This window comes from Staphylococcus sp. GDY8P67P (assembly GCF_017892545.1).
Classification (GTDB): Bacteria; Bacillota; Bacilli; order Staphylococcales; family Staphylococcaceae; genus Staphylococcus; species Staphylococcus ureilyticus.
Genome location: NZ_JAESLH010000018.1, coordinates 1 through 23,368 on the forward strand (window position 1 = coordinate 1; position 23,368 = coordinate 23,368).

Below are 23,368 nucleotides of genomic sequence, written 5' to 3' on the forward strand. Positions count from 1 at the left end.
CAATTATACGGACTTTATCAATTTATGTGTTGCTTTATTATAGCATTACTTTTATTTTAACAAAGAATAACTATTTAAACACAAATCTTAATTAAATTATGAAAAAATAAAAACTACTAACAAGTTTTATACTTGTTAGCAGTTTAGGTTATCTAAAATCACCTGGTTTTTAAAGACTAGCTATTTTAAGGCATCTTTTAGTGCTTCACCGATTGCTACACTAGATTGAGGATTTTGGCCAGTGATGAATTGGTTATCTGTTTCAACATGTTCTGTGAAGTTATCTTTTGGAACAAATTTAGCGCCTTGTTGCTCTAACTCTGTTTGCGTTAAAAATGGTACTTTATTTTCTAGTCCCATCGTACGCTCTTCATTATCTGTAAAGGATGTTAAAGTAACACCTTCTACAAGATATTTACCATTTTTGTCTTTTGCACCGACAAATGCACTTGGACCATGACATACAGAACTGATAAATTTGCCTTCATCTTTAAAATCAGACAATATATTCGTTAATTTTTGATTATGCGCGAAATCAAATACTGTACCGTGACCTCCTGGTAGGTATACTGCATCATATTCTGAAACATTAATATGATCTATATTTGGCACATCACTAATTTTTTCTACAAATTGTGCGTATTTCGTTAATTCATCATTTTGAGTTGAATTTGGATCTAAAGGAATTTCTCCACCCTCAATTGAAACGATATCTACGTCGATACCTGCTTCCGTTAAAATATGATGCGGTTCACTTGCTTCCTCTAACCATAATCCTGTTGGTGTACCGTCTTCATATTGTGCTCTACTTGTTATAATGAATAAAACTTTTTTATTCACGATTGTCACCTCTTCATTTATTTAGGTTTTTATCTGCTTGAACTCAGTTAGAATTCAATTCTGTGTTTCGATATTGACTATCTATTTCAAACAATACCCACCTAAAATAAACTTTACACATCAACCGTTAATTTATACATCATCTAACGCTGTTCTAATAGATTTTAGATATGCGATTGTTGATGCATTTTGATCTTGTTCAAACCGTTTAACAATTTCACTACCGATGACTACGCCATCAGCTACTTCGCTAATATCATTAACATGAGCTTTAGTTCGGATACCAAAACCTGCCACTACAGGTACATGCGCTTTGTTTTTAATTTTTTCAATTTTTCGTTTCAGCTCTGGATGGAACTTTCCATTTTCTCCTGTTGTCGCATTCATTGTAACTGTGTAGATAAACCCTTCCGCATTTTCAGCAATTTGATTGATGCGTTCATCAGATGTTGTCATAGCAACTAATGAAATAATATTAACTTTACGGTGAGGATGTCTATTTTTTAATTGTTGGACAAGTTCATGTGGCAAATCAGGTATTATTAAGCCATATACACCAGCTTTCTCACATGCGTCAAAAAAAGCGTCTTCTCCATAATGATTAATGATATTGATATACGTCATAAGTACGTATTGACTGTTTATAGCATCACGATGTGCAGTCAGTTCATCAAAAATATATGTGATATTCACACCTTGTTGTATAGCTCTATTACCAGCTTCCATAATTACTGGTCCATCAGCTACTGGATCTGAAAATGGCACCCCTATTTCAATAATATCCGCGCCTGAGTCACTTAATATTTTCATGTTTTCAATAAAATTTTTGTTCCCCATGATATAGGGAATAAATAATTTATGCATCACTTTCGCCACCTTGTCTCATGTAATTTCTAATTGTTTCCATATCTTTATCACCGCGCCCTGACACAGTAACAACAATGATTTGATCTTTATCCATAGATGGTGCTAACGCTTCTACAAAACTAAGTGCGTGTGCACTTTCTATCGCAGGTATAATACCTTCTGCCTGAGTGAATTTCACTAAGGCATCCATAGCTTGTTTATCGCTAGCAGTTGCATATTTAACTCTACCTATATCATGATAATATGAATGTTCCGGTCCTACACCCGGATAATCTAACCCAGCTGAAATTGAATGTGCTAATTCTATCTGTCCATTTTCATCTTGTATTAAATACATTTTCGTACCATGTAAAATACCTTCTTGTCCTTTATTTATTGCGAGTGCATGTTTGTCACTGTCAATGCCCTCACCTGCTGCTTCAACACCATATAGCGCCACATCATCTTGAATAAATGGGTAAAATGTACCAATTGCATTTGAACCTCCACCTACGCATGCAACCATCGCATCTGGTAAACGTCCTTCCTTAACTTTGATTTGATCTTTGATTTCATTACCTATAACTTTTTGGAAATCCCTCACGATAGTTGGAAATGGATCTGGACCTAAAGCAGACCCTAATAAATAATGTGTATCGTCTACATGACTTACCCAATATTGTAGCGCCTTATTAACTGCATCAGATAACGTACCCTGACCTTCCGTTACGGGTTCTACTTTTGCACCAAGTAATTCCATTCTAAATACATTTAATTCCTGTCTTTTGATATCTTCTTCACCCATAAACACTACGAGCTCCATATCAAACAATGCCGCTGCTGTCGCACTAGCAACACCATGTTGTCCTGCACCTGTTTCTGCAACTAATTTATTTTTGCCCATTCTTTTAGCTAAAAGTGCTTGACCCAAGGCGTTATTAATTTTGTGAGCACCGGTATGATTTAAATCTTCTCTTTTTAAATATATTTTTGCGCCACCTAGCGCTTTTGTATATGATGCTGCATATGTTAACGGTGTCTCTCTTCCCACATAATCTTTTAAATAATTATTCAGTTCATTCTGAAACTCAGGATCTATTTTAGCTTCTCCATAAGCTTGTTTAAGTTCTTGAATTGCTGGCATTAACGTTTCTGGGACATATTGACCACCAAAATCACCAAAAAATCCAAATTCATCTGCTTCTGTCTGTATGTTTTTAACCATATTTAATTAACTCCTTTTACAAGTTCTATGATTGCTTGCATTTTATTGCTATCTTTTATACTATTTGTTTCGATACCACTTGCAATATCATAACCATTGTGATTTAAATTAAGTTTATTTATACTTTGAATATTTTTATAATTCATTCCGCCAGCTATTAAAAAATCTACATCTTTTATATCTTTTAAGATTTCCCAATCATAGGATTGGCCAGTACCACCGTAAGCAATTGAAGGTGTATCAATTATAAATTGGTCTACAAAATCTTTATAATATCGAATGTCTTTTGCTAATGTATTTGCATTTTTTGCAGGCAAAGCTTTAATAATTTTTATATTACTTTTTTTCTGACGTATAAAATGGATAGTTTCTAATTTTTCTGTTCCATGTAATTGAATGGTATTAATATTTGTATTATCTATGAGATGACTGATTGTTTGATGATCTGGATTTACTACAATTACTACTTTGTCTTTATCTTTTGGTATTAAATTTGCAAATGCCTGTATCTTATCAATTTCCACATAACGTTTACTATTGGGATAATGAATAAAACCTATTGCATCAATATTTAAATCTTTTGCCTTATTTACATCTTCAAGTGTTTTAAAACCACAAAATTTCAATTTCATCCTTTCACCTTATCTAACTTAAGACTTGGTAAAAACTGACTTAAATCATCACATTTCATTAAAGATTCACCAATAAGCAAACCATCAATACCTGCGTTTACAATGTTTAATACATCTTGTTGATTACGTATGCCACTCTCAGAAATATAATAATAACCTGCTTTTTTATTTTCTAAAATTTCATTGGTATGCAAAACATCTGTTACAAATCGTTTTAAATCTCTATTGTTTACACCAATAATTTTGGGATTCAACTTGTAAGCACGTGCCAACTCTTCTTTATCATGAACTTCTACTAAAACTTCTAAATTTTTTGAAGTCGCGTAATCATATAATTCTTTCAACTGCTTGTCGGTTAATACATTTACAATGAGTAAAATGATAGACGCTCCTGCTTTTTTGGCAACATCAATTTGAATAGGATCAACTACAAAATCTTTACACAATACTGGTAAATCTGTGACCTGTGTCAATGTTTGTAATCGTTCGTAACTTCCGCCAAAATAATGTTCGTCTGTTAAAATTGAAACTGCATTAGCACCAAATGCTTCATACGCCCTAACCTGTTGTGTTAAATCTCTTCCTGGAAGTTCAGATAATGTCGGACTTTTTGATTTTATCTCAGCAATTACTGATAATTGATCAGCTTGTGATAACTGTGATTCAAACGTTTGTTTATGCGTGATGTCTATTTCCTTAAGGTCAGATAATTTTTTTGTATAATAACCGCTTTGTAACAATTCCTTTTTATAAGCTACGATTTCATCCAATATAGTCATACGTTTTGCCTCCCATTTTGTTGTATTGTTTGAGCGCATCTCCATTTTTAATCAGCATCTTTGCTTTATGAACACCTTCTTGAATGGTGGCAGCTTTTTCAGAAACATATAAGGCAATGCCTGCGTTCAATAGCACCACATCTCTTTTCGCACTTTGATCTTTACCATTTAATATTTGTTTTGTGATTTCTAAATTTTCCTGGGGAGTTCCTCCTATTAAATCTGAATTTGGGGCATAATCTAATCCTACATCTGTCGCATTAATAGTATAAGATTTAATATATTTATCTTTCGTTACTTCATATAGTGTGTTTTCCCCGGATAATGTAGCTTCATCCATACCATTGGCTCCATGTAAGACGATTGCTCTCTTTCTACCTAAATCAGCTAATGTTTGAGCAATTTTATTTAACTGTGAAGATTCATAGACACCCATCACTTGATAATCTAATTTGAACGGATTAATGAGTGGTCCAGTAACGTTAAAAATAGTTGGATTACTAATGGCTTTCCTTAACGGTTGGATATGTTTCATAATTGGATATGTTTCAGTCGCATTTAAAAAAACAAGCCCTTGTGCTTTTAAATGCGTTTCTGTTTCCTCAACATTTCGCGTTGGAATACACATTGCATTTAATAAATCGGTACTCCCTGAAGCTGACGTAACACTTCTATTACCATGTTTAATCACTGGAACACCTGCACTAGCCAATACAAAAGATACTGTTGTTGAAATATTAAAGCTATTAGATTTATCTCCACCAGTCCCACAAACGCACATACTATTAGGATAAGTTGGTTGTTCAGGGTACATAGATCCTATTAAACTTTTCGACATATATGTTAATTCTGCTTGACTCGGTTCTCTCTCTGAAAAGGCTTCTAACAGTTCTCTTTTAGTATCGATTTCTAATTGATCCGTGATCAATAATTCTATAAATTCATTCATTTGTGCTTGATCAAGTGGTTTATACTGTTTTATATGATTTTGTAGACTCAATATAATTGGCCTCCTCTACTATATTTAAAAAGTTACTTATGATTGCTTCCCCATATTCTGTCGCAAAAGATTCTGGGTGATATTGAATACCAAAATGTAAATAATTAATATGTTCAAATGATTGAATACTATCTTTTGTTTGAGCAGTTATTTTTAGTGTATCTGGTAACGTTTTTGGGTCACTAATCAATGAGTGGTACCTCATTATTTCAGAATATTCTGTAATATTCCGGTATAGTTTAGACTCACTTACAATCTGCATTGTATCTTTTTTTCCGTGACATATTTTTTTACTTTGGATAACATCTCCGCCGTGGTAACATGTCAATGCTTGTGATCCCAGACATACACCTAATATCGGTTTATATTTATAATGTTCAATAATATTGACTAAATGGTTAGTATCTAGCGGATGTCCAGGGCCAGGTGATATAACCAAACCATCTATTTCTAAATCAAATATATCTGCATCGTCTGGATATTTAATAATTACATCAGAAGTCTTTCCTACAATATCGACTAAGTTATACGTAAAAGAATCGTAATTATCCACTACTAATATCATGGTGTAACCTCCAATAAACTTTTGGCTTTTAATTTTGTTTCTTCTAATTCTTTTTCAGGTATTGAATCATAGACGACACCACATCCTGCTTCTACATTGATATACGTTTCATCAATCATCATTGTACGAATCGCTAAGGCAAAATCTAGGTCATGATTACAGTTGATATATCCTATACCACCACTGTATACACCTCTTTTTTGAGGTTGTGCTTCATATATTCTTTGTATCGCTCTTAATTTAGGTGCGCCGGATACGGTACCCGTTGGTAATAAACTTGCGATTACAGTCATCGGTGAATAATTTGATTTCAGCTTTCCTGTTACCTCACTCACAATATGCATCACATGTTCATAGCGTTCTATTGACATTAATTTTTCAATTTTAGAACTAGCAATTTCACTTACTCTATGAATATCATTTCTACCTAAATCAACAAGCATGCTATGTTCGCTTATCTCTTTTTCATCGCTGATTAACTGTTTTTCATTTTCAAGATCTTCTTTGTCAGTAGCGCCCCGTTTTATTGTTCCAGCTATTGGGTTTGTTACTACATTTTGTCCTTTCACTTTGACAAAACTTTCAGGCGAACTACCTACAATAATTGGTTCATCAAAATTCAAATAATACATATAAGGACTTGGGTTTTGTCTCTTTAAATTTTGATAAAGCTGATAAGATAATTGTTGTAAATTCATTCCAAAATCATGTTTGTACTTATATATAATTGAAGGTACAACTTGAAACATATCTCCTTGTTGTATCAGCGATTTCATTTCGCTAACAGTTTTTTTAAATTGATCAGGAGCAATATTTGACTCAATTGCTTTTGCTTTTGTGTCATTTTTTATAGGTGCAGGATATATATTTACGTCTTGTAACTCATCAACATGACGTTTGACACGGCGTGCTAATTGTTCTTCACTTTCATTTGAAAACAAGTTTGTGGATATAACATATAGATGCTCTTTGTAATGATCAAATACATATACATCCTCTACCATGTAAAATTTAGCATCGTGTTGTTTATGGTCAGCTAAATCGATTTGCTTTAATACAGGAAATTCATGTCTTACCAAGTCAAAACTACACGATCCAACAAATCCTGATACAAACGGTAATTGTGCTAAATCTTCATCTTCTATTTCTGCTTTATATTGATCTATAAAAGCTTTCAACTTTTCATATGGTGCTTCGTTTTCTATTTCATTTTGCCTATCATTGTATTGAATGACCATATTTTCATTATCTAAAGTCACGGCGCCGTACACATCAAATATTACAATTGAATAGCGTCCTTTTACTTTAGATTGTTCTGTACTTTCCAATACTATTTTTCGTTTTTTCAATCTTGCCAATGCTTCTGGTGTTACTTCAGCATTTATCCTTTGATATTGTACTTTCATTTTTATTCCTCCTCATAAAAAAATCAGCATCCTTAAATATTAATTAAGGACGCTGATGCGCGGTACCACCTAAATTAGTAGACATTATCAGTTTCATCTACCCACTCATTTAATTATGCAATTTTAATCCAACAAAACCCAATTTCAGTATGTGTAGGTGTTAGTTTTCATCTACCACTAACTTTCTGCTTGCTACCATTCACAACTTACTACATTTTGTTTTTTTATAAAAAAACACCACACTAACGCATGCTGTAAGGACGCGTTACCGTGGTGCCACCTTAGTTAACAATTTCATTGCTCACTTTAAATGCTATTATATTATCCTCACGTTTAAAAGCCCAATTCACAATATATGTTGTGCTAATTTTCATCTACCATTAGCTTTCTACTTGCTACAAATCATATACGTTACTTTATCTTTCAAACGGCAACTATCGTTGCAAAATGAATTAACTAGAATAATACAAGTATCATTTAATTTTGTCAACTCTTATTTTAAATTTCTTCAGTTTATTTAAAGTTAATTAGTGACTAACCTTTTTAAATATATATCCTTTGTTTTAGTTAAATCATTTCGAATCAAAAGTGTTTTAAAATCGTGTCCTTATATGTTAATTCTGTTTATGAAATAGAAATTGAAACACGTATTGCGAATTAACTTCACCTACTATACAATGTTACTATTCTGAAAATTTTGATAGAGGTGGTCAGCAAAATGAAACAAATACTTTTTGTAGGTTTAGGCTTAATTGGTGGTAGTCTGGCCAGTAATTTAAGATATTATCACAATGACATTGAAATTACTGCATATGATGCAGATCGCTCTCAACTAGAAAAGGCTTTATCTATTGGAATTATTGATTATCAATCTAGTGATTATAAAGCCTGTGTAGAAAATGCAGATATTATTATTTATGCCACGCCTGTGCAACAAACAATCAAATATTTACAAGCACTACCAAACTATCAAACGAAGCCTAATGTCATCGTTACTGATACTGGCAGTACTAAATTGACAATTTTGCAATATGAGCAATATCTTTTAAATCACAATATCCACTTAATTGGTGGTCACCCAATGGCAGGTAGCCATAAGTCCGGTGTGCTCAATGCAAAGAAACATTTATTTGAAAATGCTTTTTATGTTTTAGTTCACGATGAACCTGCAAATGATAAAGCTTTTGATGAAATACGTTTATTACTTAGTACAACAAATGCTAAATTTATTGCTACCAATCCAAAAGAACATGATTTTGTAACAGGCATTGTTAGTCATGTCCCTCATATCATTGCATCGAGTCTCGTGCATTTAAATGCAAACCATGCGTCTCACTCTTCACTTGTTAAGACACTTGCTGCTGGAGGTTTTAGAGATATTACAAGAATTGCAAGTGGCAGTCCAATTATGTGGCGTGATATTACCATTGAAAATAAAAATACCATCGTTGATATATTAAAAGAATGGAAGTCACAAATGGAAGATGTCATCACGCTTGTTGAAGAAAATAAACCGGAGGCGTTATATGATTTTTATAATGACGCAAAAGTATATAGAGATGAATTGCCACTTAAATCACAAGGTGCACTGTCTATAGAGTATGATCTTTATGTAGATATTCCTGACAAACCAGGTATGATCAGCCAAGTAACACACATCTTAAGTTTACATAATATTTCTATAAGCAACTTAAGAATATTAGAAGTTCGTGAAGATATTTATGGTGCATTAAGAATTAGCTTCAAAAATCCTGAAGACCGAAAAAAAGGCGCTGAAGCATTAAGCGACTTTGATACTTATATTGAATAGACTTTATCTTATCTTTATAATTTAATAACTTCATTGTGATTGTGTTAAGTAATTGCTTAATTTAATTTTCTTTGCACAAATGCAAAACTTGAAAAAACATTTAAGTCAGTTACTTATTTAGAAGCTGTTAAATATTAATTAGTTCAATGTCAAAATAAAAACGTTTTTGTATATGACCAAATATGAGCCTAGCGCAAGTTTTATTAGAAAACATGCGCTAGGCTCATATCATTTAGTTCTTTTGTCGATTTCATTTGAATTAAAACTATCCAATATATCATACGCTGTGCTACATATTTAATTTATCAATTTCCCTTCTTCTTCTTGTATCATCTCTATAATTTCATTATCTTCATTCATAAGTGCAACTTTTGGACTATGATTTAATGCTTCTTCTGCTGTAACTTGTACATAAGACATGATAATAATAATATCATTTACTTGAACAAGCCTAGCAGCTGCACCATTTAGGCATATTTTTCCACTATTACGTTCCCCTTCAATCACATAGGTTTCTAATCTTTCTCCATTGTTATTATTCACAATTGCAACTTTCTCATTAGGTAATATATCTACCGCATCTAAAATATTGCGATCTATCGTGATACTTCCTACATAATTAAGATTAGCTTCTGTTACACGTGCACGATGTATTTTTCCATTCATCATAGTTTTTATCATTTGTTTTATACTCCTGTTCAAAAAATTAATTTTACATTTTTAGTTGATTAACACTTTATTATTTATTACTATCATAAGCATATCTATTATAATTTTATTTTCTAAATAAACGGAGGTCAACTATAAATGAAAAAAATAGGTATTATTGGTCCTGGCGCTGTCGGTAGTTGTATCACAGTTCAACTTTTAGCAACAGAACATAAAGTCTATTTAATTGGTAGACGTAATGCGTGCATTACCTATCAAGATCCTTCGAAAAATGTAAATATGACACTTAATGTTGTTACAGCATCGGACATTACCGAACCATTAGATATTATATTCATCGCTGTTAAAATCCCACACTTAGATGGATTATATAAACAAATTAACCATTTAACTCAAGATACTACTATTGTTATATTAGCTCAAAACGGATATGGACAACACTTTAAGCTTCCTTTCCCAAATATGTATCAAGCTGTAACTTATATTAGTGGTCAAAAGACTGATCAACACGTGGTTCACTTTAGAGATGAGATACTTCACTTACAACGAGATGATAACACAGAGTCATTGAAAAAAACATTAGCTTCAAGTGGACTTTCACTTGTGTTACATAAAAACATTGAAGTGGAAATCTGGTATAAACTATTAGTAAATCTAGCAATCAATACAGTTACTGCGCTTGGAATACAGCCTGCTTCTATACTCAAACAACCTCATATTTATTCGCTATGTGTATCGCTATTGAAAGAGGGTTATATAATAGCTAAACACTCTGGTATTAATTTTTCTGAGGATGTTATTGATGAAATAATGACAATTTATCAAGGTTATCCAGATGATATGGGAACAAGCATGTATTATGATGTACTTGCAAATACTCCATTAGAAATCGATGGAATACAAGGTTTTCTATATCGACAAGCGCGAAAGTATAAATTAACGACACCGCACCTAGATACGATTTATGCTTTATTATTATCTAGACATCATGTTTTTTCAAATAATTCATAGTAAGCATGTGCACCCTATTATTTTATACATGCTTCTTATGCTGATATTATATTTACAGTTTGGTGGGTGTGTGTTTATTTTAACCTTACGTAGTATAGACAAGACAATTCGTTAATGATGTTATAGATATATGATTTAAATTGTGTCGTTAAACGCTCACTCAATTTGATTTAATAATTATTTTTGGAACGGGCCACCCCATATAAGCTTATTTAAAATGATACCCGTTCCACATATTGATAATGAAGTTAATTTATAACTACTTTAAATCTTTAGTTTATCATTATTCCTTTTCACATTTTATGGCCTGCCATAAGCCCTAAACGCCCATGTTTTGTACCTGCGTCTGTATAAGAGATTGCTTTAGATACGATACCCTTACCAAATTTTTGATGTAACGCGTCAATCGTTTTGGCCAATTTTTCATTTCTTTTTCTTTCGTATTCATCTATAAATAAATTCAATTGTGTATTTCGCTCATCTATAAACTGTGTGAGTGAAATGCTCACCGTTCTATATAACATTGTTGAATCACATAGTTTGTCAGCTAAAGATTCAACTACCTTGAAAATCGTACCTTCTAAATTAGTTGGATCCTCTAATGTGTATTGCTTATGCACCCCTCCATGATCACTATAACCAAATGAAAAATGTATCGTCTTAGCTAATTTATTTCTTGCTCTAACACGACTCGCTACATCCTCAATTAACTCCTGCATCACTACTTTAGCTTCCTCATAACGATAATCACGCATCAATATTTGACTTTTACAAATCGAGGGATTAACTACACTATACTTGTCTCTTATTCTACTTTGATCAATACCATTCGCATGCAAGTGTAAATCCACACCTACTGTACCAAAATCCCTTTTTAAATATTGATATGGATAATGCGCTAGATCTCCTATAGTAAAAATACCGCGTTTATTCATTTTTGCTTCTGTTTTTTTACTAATTCCCCAAAATTTACTCAATGGTGAAACAGGCCAAAGTTTGTGTGGCACATCTTGATATCTCCATTCAGCAATGAAACTATTAGTATGTTTTGCTTCTATATCCATTGCAACTTTACTCAATAACATATTTGAACCAATTCCTATTGAACAATGTATACCTGTTTCTTCTAGAATTTCATATTGTAGCTTTTTGCAAAAAGACTGAATTGTACTACTAAATCTGTGATAACTATTTGTTACATCCATAAAGAATTCATCAATGCTATATTGATGTAAGTCTTCCGGAGCGACATAGCGTAAAGCAATTTTAGAGATTGCTACTGAAACTTCCAAATATTTTCTCATGCTTGGATTGATAATATATATATCATTTCTATGAGGAATTTCGAATAATCTCGATCCTGTTTTTATACCTATAGCTTTTAGTGGACCCGTAGCAGCTAATACAACTGATCCCTGTCTCTTAGTATCTGCAACAACTGCTAACTTTTCTTTCATTGGATCTAGACCTTTTTGTATACAAGAAACACTTGCAAAAAAACTTTTCTGATCAATACACAATATATCTCTTTCCTCTAGCAGATTGTAATCATAAAATTCATACATATGACATTCCTCCCCTAATCACTTATATTATACAAGAACAAATGTTCTATTTCAACTTAAATAAGAACGTTTGTTCTTGTTGTTATTTTTATAATTTTGTGAATTTTCATGCTATAATATATAAAAATAGATTAAGGTGGGATTTAAATGCCAATAGTAAATGTAAAATTGTTAGAAGGTCGCTCTGATGAACAACTAAAAAATTTAGTCACAGAAGTTACTAATGCAGTAGAGAAAACAACAGGCGCAAACAAAGAAGCTATACAAGTTGTAATAGAAGAAATGAAAACTTCTCATTATGGCGTTGCAGGAATTAGAAAATCAGATCAACAATAATTTACATACGAACATAAACATCAATATCTATTGCATCATATAGATATTGATGTTTTTTTACTTTTGCCAAATCTAACTATACATGAATGGTATGCTTAGAGAAACGTATCATGTGTAGGCATATAAAAATGTTTCAACTACATCACTTAAAGCAATTGGGTAATTTGCTGACACCCGAGGAAACTAATATGCAAAAGAGGCTATGGACACGAATCATATTCCTAGGCAAACTGCACAATCAAAATCGCAACATTCAAATAAATAAGGACTAATCCATTGGCACACGGATTAGTCCTTATAGCGTGAAATTTGTATTCCATTCTCATTTAAATGAATTCACTAAACTCGTTATTCATTCAAAAATTTCTGTACTTCCTTTTTATTTTTGGCTTTATCGATTTCTAACGCACTACCATCCATTGGTGATTGGATATCTTGATAAGTGTTTTGTATAGGTAAAGTAATAGAATCTACCTTTTTATCACCACGTATTCCAAAATTCAAACCAGTTTGAATGAGTGCAGAATCAGGCATATTTGTATTTAAATAACCTCTCAAAATACCCGCAACTCGAGGTAATTTAGGTAGCGTATCCAAACTCGCTAATTCTTGTTTAAGTGATTGCATGACTTGTTGCTGACGTCTTACACGACCGAAATCGCCTTCTTCATCATGTCTAAATCTAGCATACCCTAATAATTCTTTACCATTTAATCGATGATGACCTTTCTTCAGTGACACACCTATATTTTTAGACATATCTTTTTCAACATCAATTGGAACACCATTAGGTTCCAATTCATCAATCATTTTTTCAAAACCAGTAAAATCAAGAATTGCATAATACTCAGGGTCTATACCTAAATTTTTCTTTAATGTTTGTCGCAATAGTTCAGGTCCACCGATAGAATAAGCAGAATTAATTTTATGTTGACCATTTCCCGGTATATCCGCATAAATATCTCGCATGACAGACATCATCTTCATTTTTTTATGAATATAATCATACTGTGCAATCATAATCGAGTCGGTTCTAGAAATACCACCTTGCTCTTTATCTGCACCTAAAACCATAATTGTGATTTTTCCATCATTTTTTTTAGCACCGTTAAATTTGTGTTGCTTGAGCGTTTTGCCCTGATCTTTTGCGTATTCAATACCTGATTTATAACCATGCACAGAATAGCCAACAATAATGGCTAAAATAATTACAATAATTAAAATTATAATTGGAAATTTTTTTAATTTTTTCTTTTTTGTCCTACGCATCGTCGGTTGTTCTTCTGTGTTTGTGCTTTCTTTACTTCTGTGTTTATGTTCATTCATATGTAATCAACCTTATATCTTCAAAATTGCACTGCTATGTACTATAATTAACATATATTAAAGTTATATAAAAACTGAATAAAAATCAAGTAATATCTTAATATATGGTACTAAGGTCTAATATGGAAAGGATGTTAAACATGAATATAAATAAAGCATACTTCGCTGGAGGTTGCTTTTGGTGTATGGTCAAGCCTTTCGACACATTTGAAGGGATTGAGAAAGTGACTTCTGGTTACATGGGAGGTCATAAAGATAATCCGTCGTATGAAGAAGTTAAGACGGGTGACACCGGGCATTATGAAACAGTTGAAATAGAGTATGATGTCGCTCTATTTTCATACAATAAATTATTAGAAATATTCTTTTCTGTAATAGATCCAACTGATGAAGGAGGACAATTCCAAGATAGAGGATCACAATATAAAACAGCAATTTTTTATACAAACGAAGACCAAAAAGCAGTAGCTGAAGATTATGTAGCACAATTAAAACAAACTATAGACAAAGAAAAAGCTATTGCTACAAAAATATTACCCGCTTCTACATTTTATGAGGCTGAAGCAGAACACCAAGATTTTTATAAGAAAAACCCCGAACGATATGCTCAAGAACAACAAGAACGTCAAAAATATAAGTAAACAAAAAAACCGGTGCTTTTGCATCCGGTTTTTATTTATTACTCGCACTTTAACATAAATTACTGCCGCTTCATTTCTAAAGGAATTTTATTCTTTTTCTCAACCTTTTTACCATTATATAAATCTATTATCGTTTTAACACTTTCTTCACCCATCAAATTAGGTTGTTGCGCCACTGTAGCAAATAACTTACCTTTTTCAACAGATTTAATCGCATCTTCATTACCATCGAAACCAACGACTTTAATGTCTTTATTTCCTATCGCTTCTACAGCACCTAATGCCATTTCATCATTTTGAGCAAAAATAGCTTGTATTTCAGGATGAGCTTGAATAATATTTTGTGTCACATTTAGACCTTCTGTTCTATTAAACTTAGCACTTTGTTTGGAAACTACATCAAGTGATTGATCTGCGACGTTATGGAAACCTTTACCACGTTCACGTGTAGCACTGGCACCTGGGACACCTTCAAGTTCAGCTACTTTCGCATCTTTACCTAATTCATCAACAATGAGTTTCCCTCCCATCTCACCGCCTTTGATATTATCCGATGCTATAAATGAAGCAACATCCCCTTTAGCTACATCTCTATCTAATGTAATGACTGGTATTGCCTCATCATTTGCGATTTGAATACTACCTGATATCGCATCAGAATCTGTCGGGTTTACAATCAAGTAATCTACTTTTTGTTGAATTAAGTCATCAATATCATTAGCTTGTTTCGCTGCATCATCTTGAGCATCTGCAAACTTAACTTTGACGCCTTGTTTCTTCGCTTCTTTTTCAATACCATCTTTAATTTTCACAAAGAAAGGGTTATTTAATGTAGAAATACTCACACCAATAACAACATCAGATTTTTTCTTATCTACTTTACCATTGTCATTTTTTTCTATAGGTGATTCTAGTGAACAACCTGTTAAAAATAATAATATAGCTGTTACAGTTATAAAAAGCTTTTTCAATACCAACACCCCCTGTTATTTGTTTTTTCTATCTATAAGTACTGCAATGATAATCACGACACCTTTAACCACTTGTTGGTAAAATGAAGATACACCTAATAAATTTAAGCCATTGTTCAAAACACCGATAATTAACACACCAATCAACGTCCCAACTATACGTCCTTTACCACCTGTAAGCGAAGTACCGCCAAGAACTACTGCTGCAATAGCATCTAATTCATAGGACATCCCTGCAGTTGGTTGTGCCGAATTTAAACGTGAAGTTAAAATTGATCCTGCCATAGCTGACATTAAGCCGGCTAAACTATAAATCATTATTTTAATTTTATTGACCTTAATCCCTGAAATAAATGCCGCCTTTTCATTACCACCCATAGCATAAGTCTGTCTACCAAATACAGTTTTATGCAGCAGGATATATAATATGATAAATGTAATAAACATCGTGACAGCTGGTACTGGAATACCTAAAAAGTAGCCTCTACCAAATAATTGAAATGCATAACTACCATTTAAATTTGTAATAGGATTTCCATCTGTAATAACAAGTGTTAGCCCTCTAAATACGGTCATTGTAGCTAATGTCGCAATGAAAGGCGCCATTTTACCTATCGTGATGAGCAAGCCATTTATAGCACCCAATACCGCCCCAAATATGCAACCTATAAATAAAGCTACAATAGAATCCATACCAGAAACCATTAAAATCGCAACAAATGCACTAGATAAGGCAAGTGTCGATCCTACTGATAAATCAATACCTCCAGTTAATATTACGAAAGTCATGCCAAATGCAATTAAACCATTAATTGAAACCTGTCTTAATAAATTAAATAAATTAGAAGGCTCTAAAAAAGCACTATTTAATACACTGATAATAACAACTAATAATATTAAACCAATAAAAGGTATAATTTTTTCTAAATACGAATAAGAAAATGATAATTTAGACTGCTTCATTTAATTTTCCTCCTGTAGCTAAAGTCATAATACGCGCTTCCGTGATAGCTGAATCTTCTAATATGCCTGCAATGGAACCTTCATGTACAACTGCAACTCTATCACTCATGCCTATAATTTCTGGTAATTCTGATGAAATCATAATAATAGACATACCTCGGTCCGTTAATTCATGCATCAATTGATATATTTCTCGTTTAGCACCTACATCGATGCCACGTGTTGGTTCATCTAATATTAATACATGTGGTGCAGTCGCAATCCATTTAGCCAAAACAACTTTTTGTTGATTACCACCAGATAAAGTGCCACATATATCTCGTATTTTGCCTTTAATATTTAAACGCTGAATCATCTGTTCTGAATATTGTTCCATAGCATGTTGTGTTAAAAATCCAGAGCTTGAAAAGCTTTTTAAAGCTGGTAAAGTAATATTTTCTAAAATTGAATCTTGTAAAACTAACCCTTCTTCTTTTCTATTTTCTGTAATAAAAGCTAAACCTTGTGAAATAGATTGATTAGGATTTTGAATTTGTAATTGTTGATTATTTAGTTTTACCGTTTTATTCCCTTTATCTAATCCAAAGAGTACTCTCATAATTTCTGAACGACCCGCACCCATCAAACCACTAAAGCCAAGTATTTCTCCTTTATGTAAATCAAAATGTATATCCTTTAAATGATGTTCATCTGAATCTAAATTTTCAACAGTAAGCACAACATCTTCTTGATGATATTGTCTAACAGGGTATTGATTATCTAAATCTCTACCAATCATAGATTTTACTATTTCAGCATGTGTCGTATTTTGTGTTTCCTTAGTTAAAATCGAACGACCATCTCTCATAACTGTAATACGATCTGAAATTGTAAAAATTTCTTCCATTCTATGAGAAATATATACAAAAGAAACGCCATCTTTTTTTAAATTTTTAATTTGTTCAAATAATGTATCTATTTCATTATTTGTTAAGGCTGCAGTAGGTTCGTCCATGATAATGATTTTTGATTTTTCCATTAATGCTTTACTGATTTCAAGCATCTGCTGCATACCAACGGATAAAGTGCCTGCCATACGATTTAAATCGATTTCAATATTTAGCTTTTTAAAAATGGCCAAAGCACGTTGTTTCATTTTATTATTATCAACAATGCCAAAAAATTTTGTTTCTTCTTTTCCTAAAAACAAATTTTCAAGTACTGTAAGATTAGGCCAAATATTTAACTCTTGCTGAATAAACGACACACCATTTTGTTCAGCATCTATTGTATTTTTAAAGTGTATCGGCTGACCATTTTCTAAAACATTACCACTATCCGCATTATATACGCCAGTTAATACTTTCATAAGTGTACTCTTACCAGCTCCATTTTCACCCATTAACGCATGTACTTCTGCATCATTGATTTCAAAATCAACACCTCTTAAAACATCGTTTTGACCAAATGACTTATATATTTGATTCATCGTTATCATATTTTTCACCCCTTAAAATAAAACACCACTAGATAAAATTACATTAGCGTAAGGTGTCGCTTCACCTGTTCTTATAATTGCTTTAGCTTCCTTACTATACATTTTTAAAGTTTCATGAGATTCCGTGATCATATCAATATTTTCAGCTAATAATTTCACATATAACTCACTATTTTGTTTTATCATTTCATTTGCAATAGTAAGCTGTTCAATTGCCATATGTTCTTTAACTACATTAAATACTTCTTCAAATGATGGATGTCCAAAAGTTAATGCTAAATCTATTTTTTTAACACCATCTGGTACCGGCAGTCCACAATCAGCTATGATAATTGTATCTGTATGACCTAAATCACTAAGCACTTTAGAAATTTCGCTATTTAAAATACCAGTTTTATACATTTAAATCCCCTCTCGTTAAATCTTATTTTATGTAACCCGTTACACATTACTACTTAAATCTAATACTATTTCTGCGTTTAATTGATAACTTTAATCTATTATCTTGTTGTTCAATTATAGAATTTTTATTTAACTTTAATAAAATTGATACCGCTTGCTGCCCTAAAAAATATGCGGACTGATCAATAGTTGCAATTTGAGGAAACGTCATTGCAGAAAAAGGTATATTATCATAGCCCACAATTTGAATATCCTCGGGAACTTTCAATTGAAATTGTTGAACAAGGCCCATCGTTTCAATTGCCAGTACATCATTGCTGCATATAATACTATCAATCTGAAAATCTTTAATTAATGAAATAAATGCACTTTTATTATTTAATGTTTCTGCTGAGCAATCATAATAGCTCACACTATAGTTATTCAATTCTTGTTTAATACCATCTGTCCTTAATTTAAATGCCCGTATATTCAAATCTAAATGGAGGATCAAAATATTTTTTGGTTTACCTTCTAACACAAGTCGAGCTTGTAATTGTCCGCCTTCAAAATGATTCATAGAAATACCATTACCTTCATTTTCAACACGATCTACAAATACATAATGAATACCTTGTGACGCTAATAGCTTTTCAATTTGATCATCAGCAAATGCTGTTGCAATAACACCTACACAATTATAAGCATTGAAAGTGAATAAATACTCTTTCGCCTTATCAACATCGTTGTCACTATTTCCAATTAAAACTTGAAAACCGTGCGCAAGCGCTATATCTTCAACACCTCTTGCTATAAGTGTAAAAAAAGGATTACTGATATCTGGTAATAATAAGCCAATCATTTTTGACTTACGTTTATATAATGTACGTGCTGCTTCATTAGGTTGATAGTTAAGCTCATGAATCGCACGTTCAATTTGTATTTTTGTTTGAGCTTTGACATATCCATTATTATTTATCACTCTAGATACCGTTGCTACTGAACAACCAGCTAACTTAGCTACTTCTTTAATTGTTACTATAAAAATCACCTCTATTTTTGTAACCGTTTTCATATTATCATAATCATTTATATTTTGATAGTTTATTTGAAAATTTAATTATTGTAATATTTAATATTCTATATTTTTTTAATTTATTTATATAAAACGAAAACGATAATTTATAGTAATCAAATCAGCAGTATAAATAATTTTTTATTTTATGATCAAAAAATTAGCGTTAACTTTTCTATTAAATAATTATATAAGCAGTTGAAATCAGTTATATTAAATTCGTACTTATACAAATTTTTATTTAGCACTTACCTCATTATGTTTTTAAAATATATTTCTGTCATATCGTAAAATTCAAATAAAAAAGACTCATCCAGTAGTTCGGATAAGCCCTTTATGCTGATAATAAAATTTTTATTTTCTCACATTATAAATTTATTTTATAGTAGACACTTGATCTATATTCTCTATTGCCTTCACCTTTTTATTTGAATCAAAATATACTTTAACAGAGAAATGATTGGATGGATTATCATCGTATATCATCGTACCATTGTGATTATTGTGTACTCTATAACCATGTACTTGCGAAAATGATTCAATAGTAACATTATCAGGTACAACAAAAATTCGTTGAACTTTATTATTTTTGAATAAAAATGCCATGTCACCATATTTATGTGCTTTCATATTAGCAATTTGTATTGTTTTTTCACTATCACCAAAGTATGTTTCAACTTTGCGTTTGTCCATGCCTTTAGAAATGTGCATATAATGATTTCTTACATCACTATTCATAAAATTTTCACTGAATTGTTGTGACAAAACATTGATCTTAGGCAATTTATACTTGGTCTTTTTCTCCTGTTTAAATTTTTCGTTTTGAGCAGATTGATTTGAACCTTTGTAATTTGTATGTATGTTATCATATAACGATTTAATTGAGAGTGTTAACGCAACTAAAAGCATCACGATTACCAAACTAATTATAACTTTTTTCATTTCCCCACCCCATTGTTCACTCTGCAAACATTAATATTTACATATTACTACATTATATTGAAATTTTAAATGTATATTAATAATATAACAAATGAAAATAATTCAAAAAGCTAATGTTACTACAGTGAAAAAATACAATTATATTTCAAAAAGAAACCAACTATATAAAATGTCAATTTTTATTCAAATAAGATGATATCATGATGTTGAAAGCGTTTTCTAATGATGATATATTATAAATACACCTTGAACAAAGGGGTAACTAGAAATTCATAAATATAGTTAGAGTCAAAATGATATTTAGAAAGTATATCGTTAGTTTATTAAAAAGTAGTTAATAACTTCTCCGGCGTTAACTACAAAAACCATTAAAAACTATAACTCCAAAAAACAACCAACAATCATTAACGGGATTGTTGGTTGTTTTGTTTTATTAATTTTTTCTAACTACACGCATGACTTTTGTCATACTTACCCACAATGAGTTATCTTTACGATACACTAAGAACCTTGGCTGCCAATTGGGATTAAACTTTTCTTTATAACGTCTTAATCCTTGAAATCTATATAATCCATTGAAATGCTCAAATACTCTACCTGCAAGTCTTTCTCTATAAAAAGAAAAAGGTACTTTACCCACATTGGACAGTGTAGCCATGCCCATATTAAAGTATTGATACCCATTTGCCTTAGCCCATAACAGCATATGAAGATATAAACTATCCATCAGAGGTAAGGAGGTATCCGATTTCCAACGTATTAAATCAATAGACACAGTTGAATTATCATTAACAGGCATAAATGTACAAAAACCAATTATAGCATTTTCTTTATCTTTAATAACTCCGATCGGCGCCTTCGATATATAATGTTCACTAAAATGTCCTACTGAAAATTGCATTTCTGTAGAGCCTGATAACCAATCATCGCTTATTTGTTTTAATTCATCAAATACGTTTTTTGAAAAAGGAGGTTCCAATACCTCAAAAGTACACCCCAAATCATCTAACTTATTTAAAGTAGCACGTAAACCACGCTTCTTTTTACCTGAAGTAGTGAAAGTTGATAAATCAATAATGGCTTCTTCGCCTAATTTAAAAAACTGATTTCCAAAATCATGATAAATTGACATATATTTATCAGAGACTTGATAGAAAATAATGTCGTAACCTAAATATTGAGCTTCATTATAAAATCTTTCGAGCAACTCATGGAACGAAGCGCTATTTCCAATGGGGTCACCTAAAACAATATAGGCATTCCTCTTATAACGATACATCACAAATGCGTCTTGTTGTTCATTAAAGAAAAACTTCTTATCACCACTGTATATGAGATGACTTAAATAATTTCCACCAAATTTCTGAATAATCGTTTCACATTGTTCTAGTTTTTGACCGCTGCCTGCAGATTTGAATCTTGCTTCAAACCACCACACAACAACACTAACTATAATTGCTACTGTAATAATCGTGAACCAAAAATAATATCTCAAAAGAGACGTATCTACTTCTATATGATAAATATCTAAAGTGTAAAATGTATTTTTTATAAACACATGATTAATGAATAACACAAGAGTCCCAATAATTACACTAGACAATAGTTTCGTATATCTAAACGGACGCTTTATGACACGTGCACTTCTATAAAATACAACGAGCATTACAAACATAGTAATTAACCAACCTAAAAGTACCAAAGAAGGATAGGTATAAACAGTGACACTAAATATGATAATGATTGAACAAATTGCAAACAAAAGTGCTCTCTTAGATAAATGATATACACCTATCACATTTAACAATAGTAATAGGCATGCACATGTATGAATAGAAGCGATAATATAATAAAACGCATGGTTATTACTATATAACCCATCATAAATTATTGTAATGTTATTAAAGAAAAATAAAGCACTCGTAAATAAAAGTAACAATGCAATGGAAAATGCTGGTATCCTAGTTAAGATATCTTTTTGATAAGATGCTAAAAGTGATGACATATCTTTCACAGGTATCATAATTTTAGAATCATCCAAATAACGTTTCGCCGTATTTCTAAATTCAAATGTTGAGAGAATAAGGGCAATTAAGACAGGAAATAAGTAATAAGCAAACCTGTAGAGCAATAAAGCTAAAATAATTTTTTCTTCTGGAATATTTAAACTTTTCAATCCTAGTAATAGTACCAAATCAAATGTACCAAATCCTCCAGGAATAAAACTGATTAACCCTGATAATGCACCAATGATAAATATTCCCATAAATACAGAAAAATGCACCTGTATACCAACAATTAATAAGGCCATATATAATACTGCAGCAGCAATCATCCATTCAATACTAGAAACAATGGTGCAATAAATTCCAGTCAATTTACTTTCTTTATTTACTGGTTTCCAAATTGTAATAAAAATAAAAATAGGCAAAAACAACGCAACAACATACATTAACCATCTAACCCAAGGGAACGGACTAAATACATGTCTAACATCAAACACATGAAATACTACTAAAATAGAAAGCATACTTAAACCCGTCAACATGGAGATTAAAACAATAGAAATAGTATGCAGTAATGCTTTTTTATCTTCTGTAGTATCTTTATATAATAAAAATCTTACACTCGCTCCTATGAATCCTCCAAAGCCCAATACTGCGTTCAAAGCATTTACAATATATCCTATACGTACAGTTTTAACTAAAGATATCTTCAAGTGTAATGCTTTAGCTAAAATCACATCATACATTGATAATACCAGTATAGCTAGACCACCACTCAAAAAAAGCACAACCAACCATACACTATTAATATCTTTTATAGAATGAATCGTTTCTTTTAAATTTATATTTGCTAGTTCTTTATATAAAGTAAAAACAACAAATATAGATAAAGTCCGTATAAT

Annotated in this window: 22 protein-coding genes; 4 read left to right on the forward strand and 18 right to left on the reverse strand. The window is 31.7% G+C overall.

Going from position 1 to position 23,368, the window contains the following annotated elements; all coding sequences use genetic code 11:
- Positions 1–180: 180 nt before the first annotated feature.
- From KA833_RS06700 to KA833_RS06735, 8 genes are all read right to left on the reverse strand, one after another.
- Complete coding sequence (locus tag KA833_RS06700; RefSeq protein WP_046208313.1) at positions 181–840, reverse strand: type 1 glutamine amidotransferase domain-containing protein; 660 nt, start codon at positions 838–840, stop codon at positions 181–183.
- 132 nt (positions 841–972) lie between these two features.
- Positions 973–1,704 (reverse strand): tryptophan synthase subunit alpha, encoded by a 732-nt coding sequence (gene trpA, locus KA833_RS06705; protein ID WP_210128718.1) that lies wholly within the window; start codon positions 1,702–1,704, stop codon positions 973–975.
- A complete protein-coding gene (trpB, locus tag KA833_RS06710; RefSeq protein WP_070658511.1) occupies positions 1,697–2,911 on the reverse strand; it encodes a tryptophan synthase subunit beta in 1,215 nt (404 codons plus the stop codon). The genes trpA and trpB overlap by 8 nt, the downstream gene beginning before the upstream one ends.
- A gap of 2 nt (positions 2,912–2,913) precedes the next feature.
- Positions 2,914–3,543, reverse strand: coding sequence for a phosphoribosylanthranilate isomerase (locus tag KA833_RS06715; RefSeq protein ID WP_145381146.1), 630 nt, complete (start codon positions 3,541–3,543; stop codon positions 2,914–2,916).
- A complete protein-coding gene (trpC, locus tag KA833_RS06720) occupies positions 3,540–4,322 on the reverse strand; it encodes an indole-3-glycerol phosphate synthase TrpC (protein WP_046208317.1) in 783 nt (260 codons plus the stop codon). The genes KA833_RS06715 and trpC overlap by 4 nt, the downstream gene beginning before the upstream one ends.
- Positions 4,306–5,322, reverse strand: coding sequence for an anthranilate phosphoribosyltransferase (trpD, locus tag KA833_RS06725; RefSeq protein WP_046208318.1), 1,017 nt, complete (start codon positions 5,320–5,322; stop codon positions 4,306–4,308). The genes trpC and trpD overlap by 17 nt, the downstream gene beginning before the upstream one ends.
- Positions 5,291–5,887, reverse strand: coding sequence for an anthranilate synthase component II (locus KA833_RS06730; RefSeq protein WP_046208319.1), 597 nt, complete (start codon positions 5,885–5,887; stop codon positions 5,291–5,293). The genes trpD and KA833_RS06730 overlap by 32 nt, the downstream gene beginning before the upstream one ends.
- A complete protein-coding gene (locus KA833_RS06735) occupies positions 5,884–7,293 on the reverse strand; it encodes an anthranilate synthase component I (RefSeq protein WP_046208320.1) in 1,410 nt (469 codons plus the stop codon). The genes KA833_RS06730 and KA833_RS06735 overlap by 4 nt, the downstream gene beginning before the upstream one ends.
- 718 nt (positions 7,294–8,011) lie before the next feature.
- On the opposite strand from KA833_RS06735, the gene KA833_RS06740 reads away from it, so the two are divergent.
- The gene (locus KA833_RS06740) at positions 8,012–9,103 is read left to right on the forward strand and encodes a prephenate dehydrogenase (protein WP_046208321.1); all 1,092 of its coding nucleotides are present in this window, start codon (positions 8,012–8,014) and stop codon (positions 9,101–9,103) included.
- A 297-nt stretch (positions 9,104–9,400) separates the two neighbouring features.
- Here KA833_RS06740 and panD read toward each other — a convergent pair whose 3' ends face one another.
- The gene (panD, locus tag KA833_RS06745; protein ID WP_046208322.1) at positions 9,401–9,784 is read right to left on the reverse strand and encodes an aspartate 1-decarboxylase; all 384 of its coding nucleotides are present in this window, start codon (positions 9,782–9,784) and stop codon (positions 9,401–9,403) included.
- A gap of 126 nt (positions 9,785–9,910) precedes the next feature.
- On the opposite strand from panD, the gene KA833_RS06750 reads away from it, so the two are divergent.
- A complete protein-coding gene (locus KA833_RS06750) occupies positions 9,911–10,783 on the forward strand; it encodes an oxidoreductase (protein WP_145381144.1) in 873 nt (290 codons plus the stop codon).
- Between the two features lie 293 nt (positions 10,784–11,076).
- Here the strand turns inward: KA833_RS06750 and KA833_RS06755 are convergent, their stop codons facing one another.
- Positions 11,077–12,348 carry a Y-family DNA polymerase gene (locus KA833_RS06755; protein ID WP_046208324.1) on the reverse strand — a complete coding sequence of 424 codons (1,272 nt, stop codon included), beginning with the start codon at positions 12,346–12,348 and terminating at the stop codon, positions 11,077–11,079.
- A 147-nt stretch (positions 12,349–12,495) separates the two neighbouring features.
- On the opposite strand from KA833_RS06755, the gene KA833_RS06760 reads away from it, so the two are divergent.
- Positions 12,496–12,684: a 2-hydroxymuconate tautomerase gene (locus KA833_RS06760; protein ID WP_046208325.1), complete on the forward strand. Its 189-nt coding sequence runs from the start codon at positions 12,496–12,498 to the stop codon at positions 12,682–12,684.
- Positions 12,685–13,032: 348 nt separating this feature from the next.
- Here the strand turns inward: KA833_RS06760 and KA833_RS06765 are convergent, their stop codons facing one another.
- On the reverse strand, positions 13,033–14,010 hold the full coding sequence (locus tag KA833_RS06765) for an LCP family protein (RefSeq protein WP_046208542.1): 978 nt from the start codon (positions 14,008–14,010) through the stop codon (positions 13,033–13,035).
- A 140-nt stretch (positions 14,011–14,150) separates the two neighbouring features.
- On the opposite strand from KA833_RS06765, the gene msrA reads away from it, so the two are divergent.
- Positions 14,151–14,651 carry a peptide-methionine (S)-S-oxide reductase MsrA gene (gene msrA / locus KA833_RS06770; RefSeq protein WP_046208543.1) on the forward strand — a complete coding sequence of 167 codons (501 nt, stop codon included), beginning with the start codon at positions 14,151–14,153 and terminating at the stop codon, positions 14,649–14,651.
- Between the two features lie 59 nt (positions 14,652–14,710).
- Here msrA and KA833_RS06775 read toward each other — a convergent pair whose 3' ends face one another.
- From KA833_RS06775 to mprF, 7 genes are all read right to left on the reverse strand, one after another.
- Positions 14,711–15,622: a D-ribose ABC transporter substrate-binding protein gene (locus tag KA833_RS06775; RefSeq protein WP_210128717.1), complete on the reverse strand. Its 912-nt coding sequence runs from the start codon at positions 15,620–15,622 to the stop codon at positions 14,711–14,713.
- Positions 15,623–15,637: 15 nt separating this feature from the next.
- Entirely contained in the window at positions 15,638–16,585 is a 948-nt protein-coding gene (locus KA833_RS06780) for an ABC transporter permease subunit (protein ID WP_046208545.1), read from the reverse strand.
- Positions 16,572–18,062: a sugar ABC transporter ATP-binding protein gene (locus KA833_RS06785; protein WP_210128716.1), complete on the reverse strand. Its 1,491-nt coding sequence runs from the start codon at positions 18,060–18,062 to the stop codon at positions 16,572–16,574. Before KA833_RS06785 ends, KA833_RS06780 begins: the two co-directional genes overlap by 14 nt.
- Before the next feature lie 12 nt (positions 18,063–18,074).
- Positions 18,075–18,464 carry a D-ribose pyranase gene (rbsD, locus tag KA833_RS06790; RefSeq protein WP_210128715.1) on the reverse strand — a complete coding sequence of 130 codons (390 nt, stop codon included), beginning with the start codon at positions 18,462–18,464 and terminating at the stop codon, positions 18,075–18,077.
- Between the two features lie 49 nt (positions 18,465–18,513).
- Entirely contained in the window at positions 18,514–19,518 is a 1,005-nt protein-coding gene (locus tag KA833_RS06795; protein ID WP_210128714.1) for a LacI family DNA-binding transcriptional regulator, read from the reverse strand.
- A 375-nt stretch (positions 19,519–19,893) separates the two neighbouring features.
- Entirely contained in the window at positions 19,894–20,460 is a 567-nt protein-coding gene (locus KA833_RS06800) for a hypothetical protein (RefSeq protein ID WP_046208548.1), read from the reverse strand.
- 433 nt (positions 20,461–20,893) lie between these two features.
- Complete coding sequence (mprF, locus tag KA833_RS06805; RefSeq protein WP_210128719.1) at positions 20,894–23,368, reverse strand: bifunctional lysylphosphatidylglycerol flippase/synthetase MprF; 2,475 nt, start codon at positions 23,366–23,368, stop codon at positions 20,894–20,896.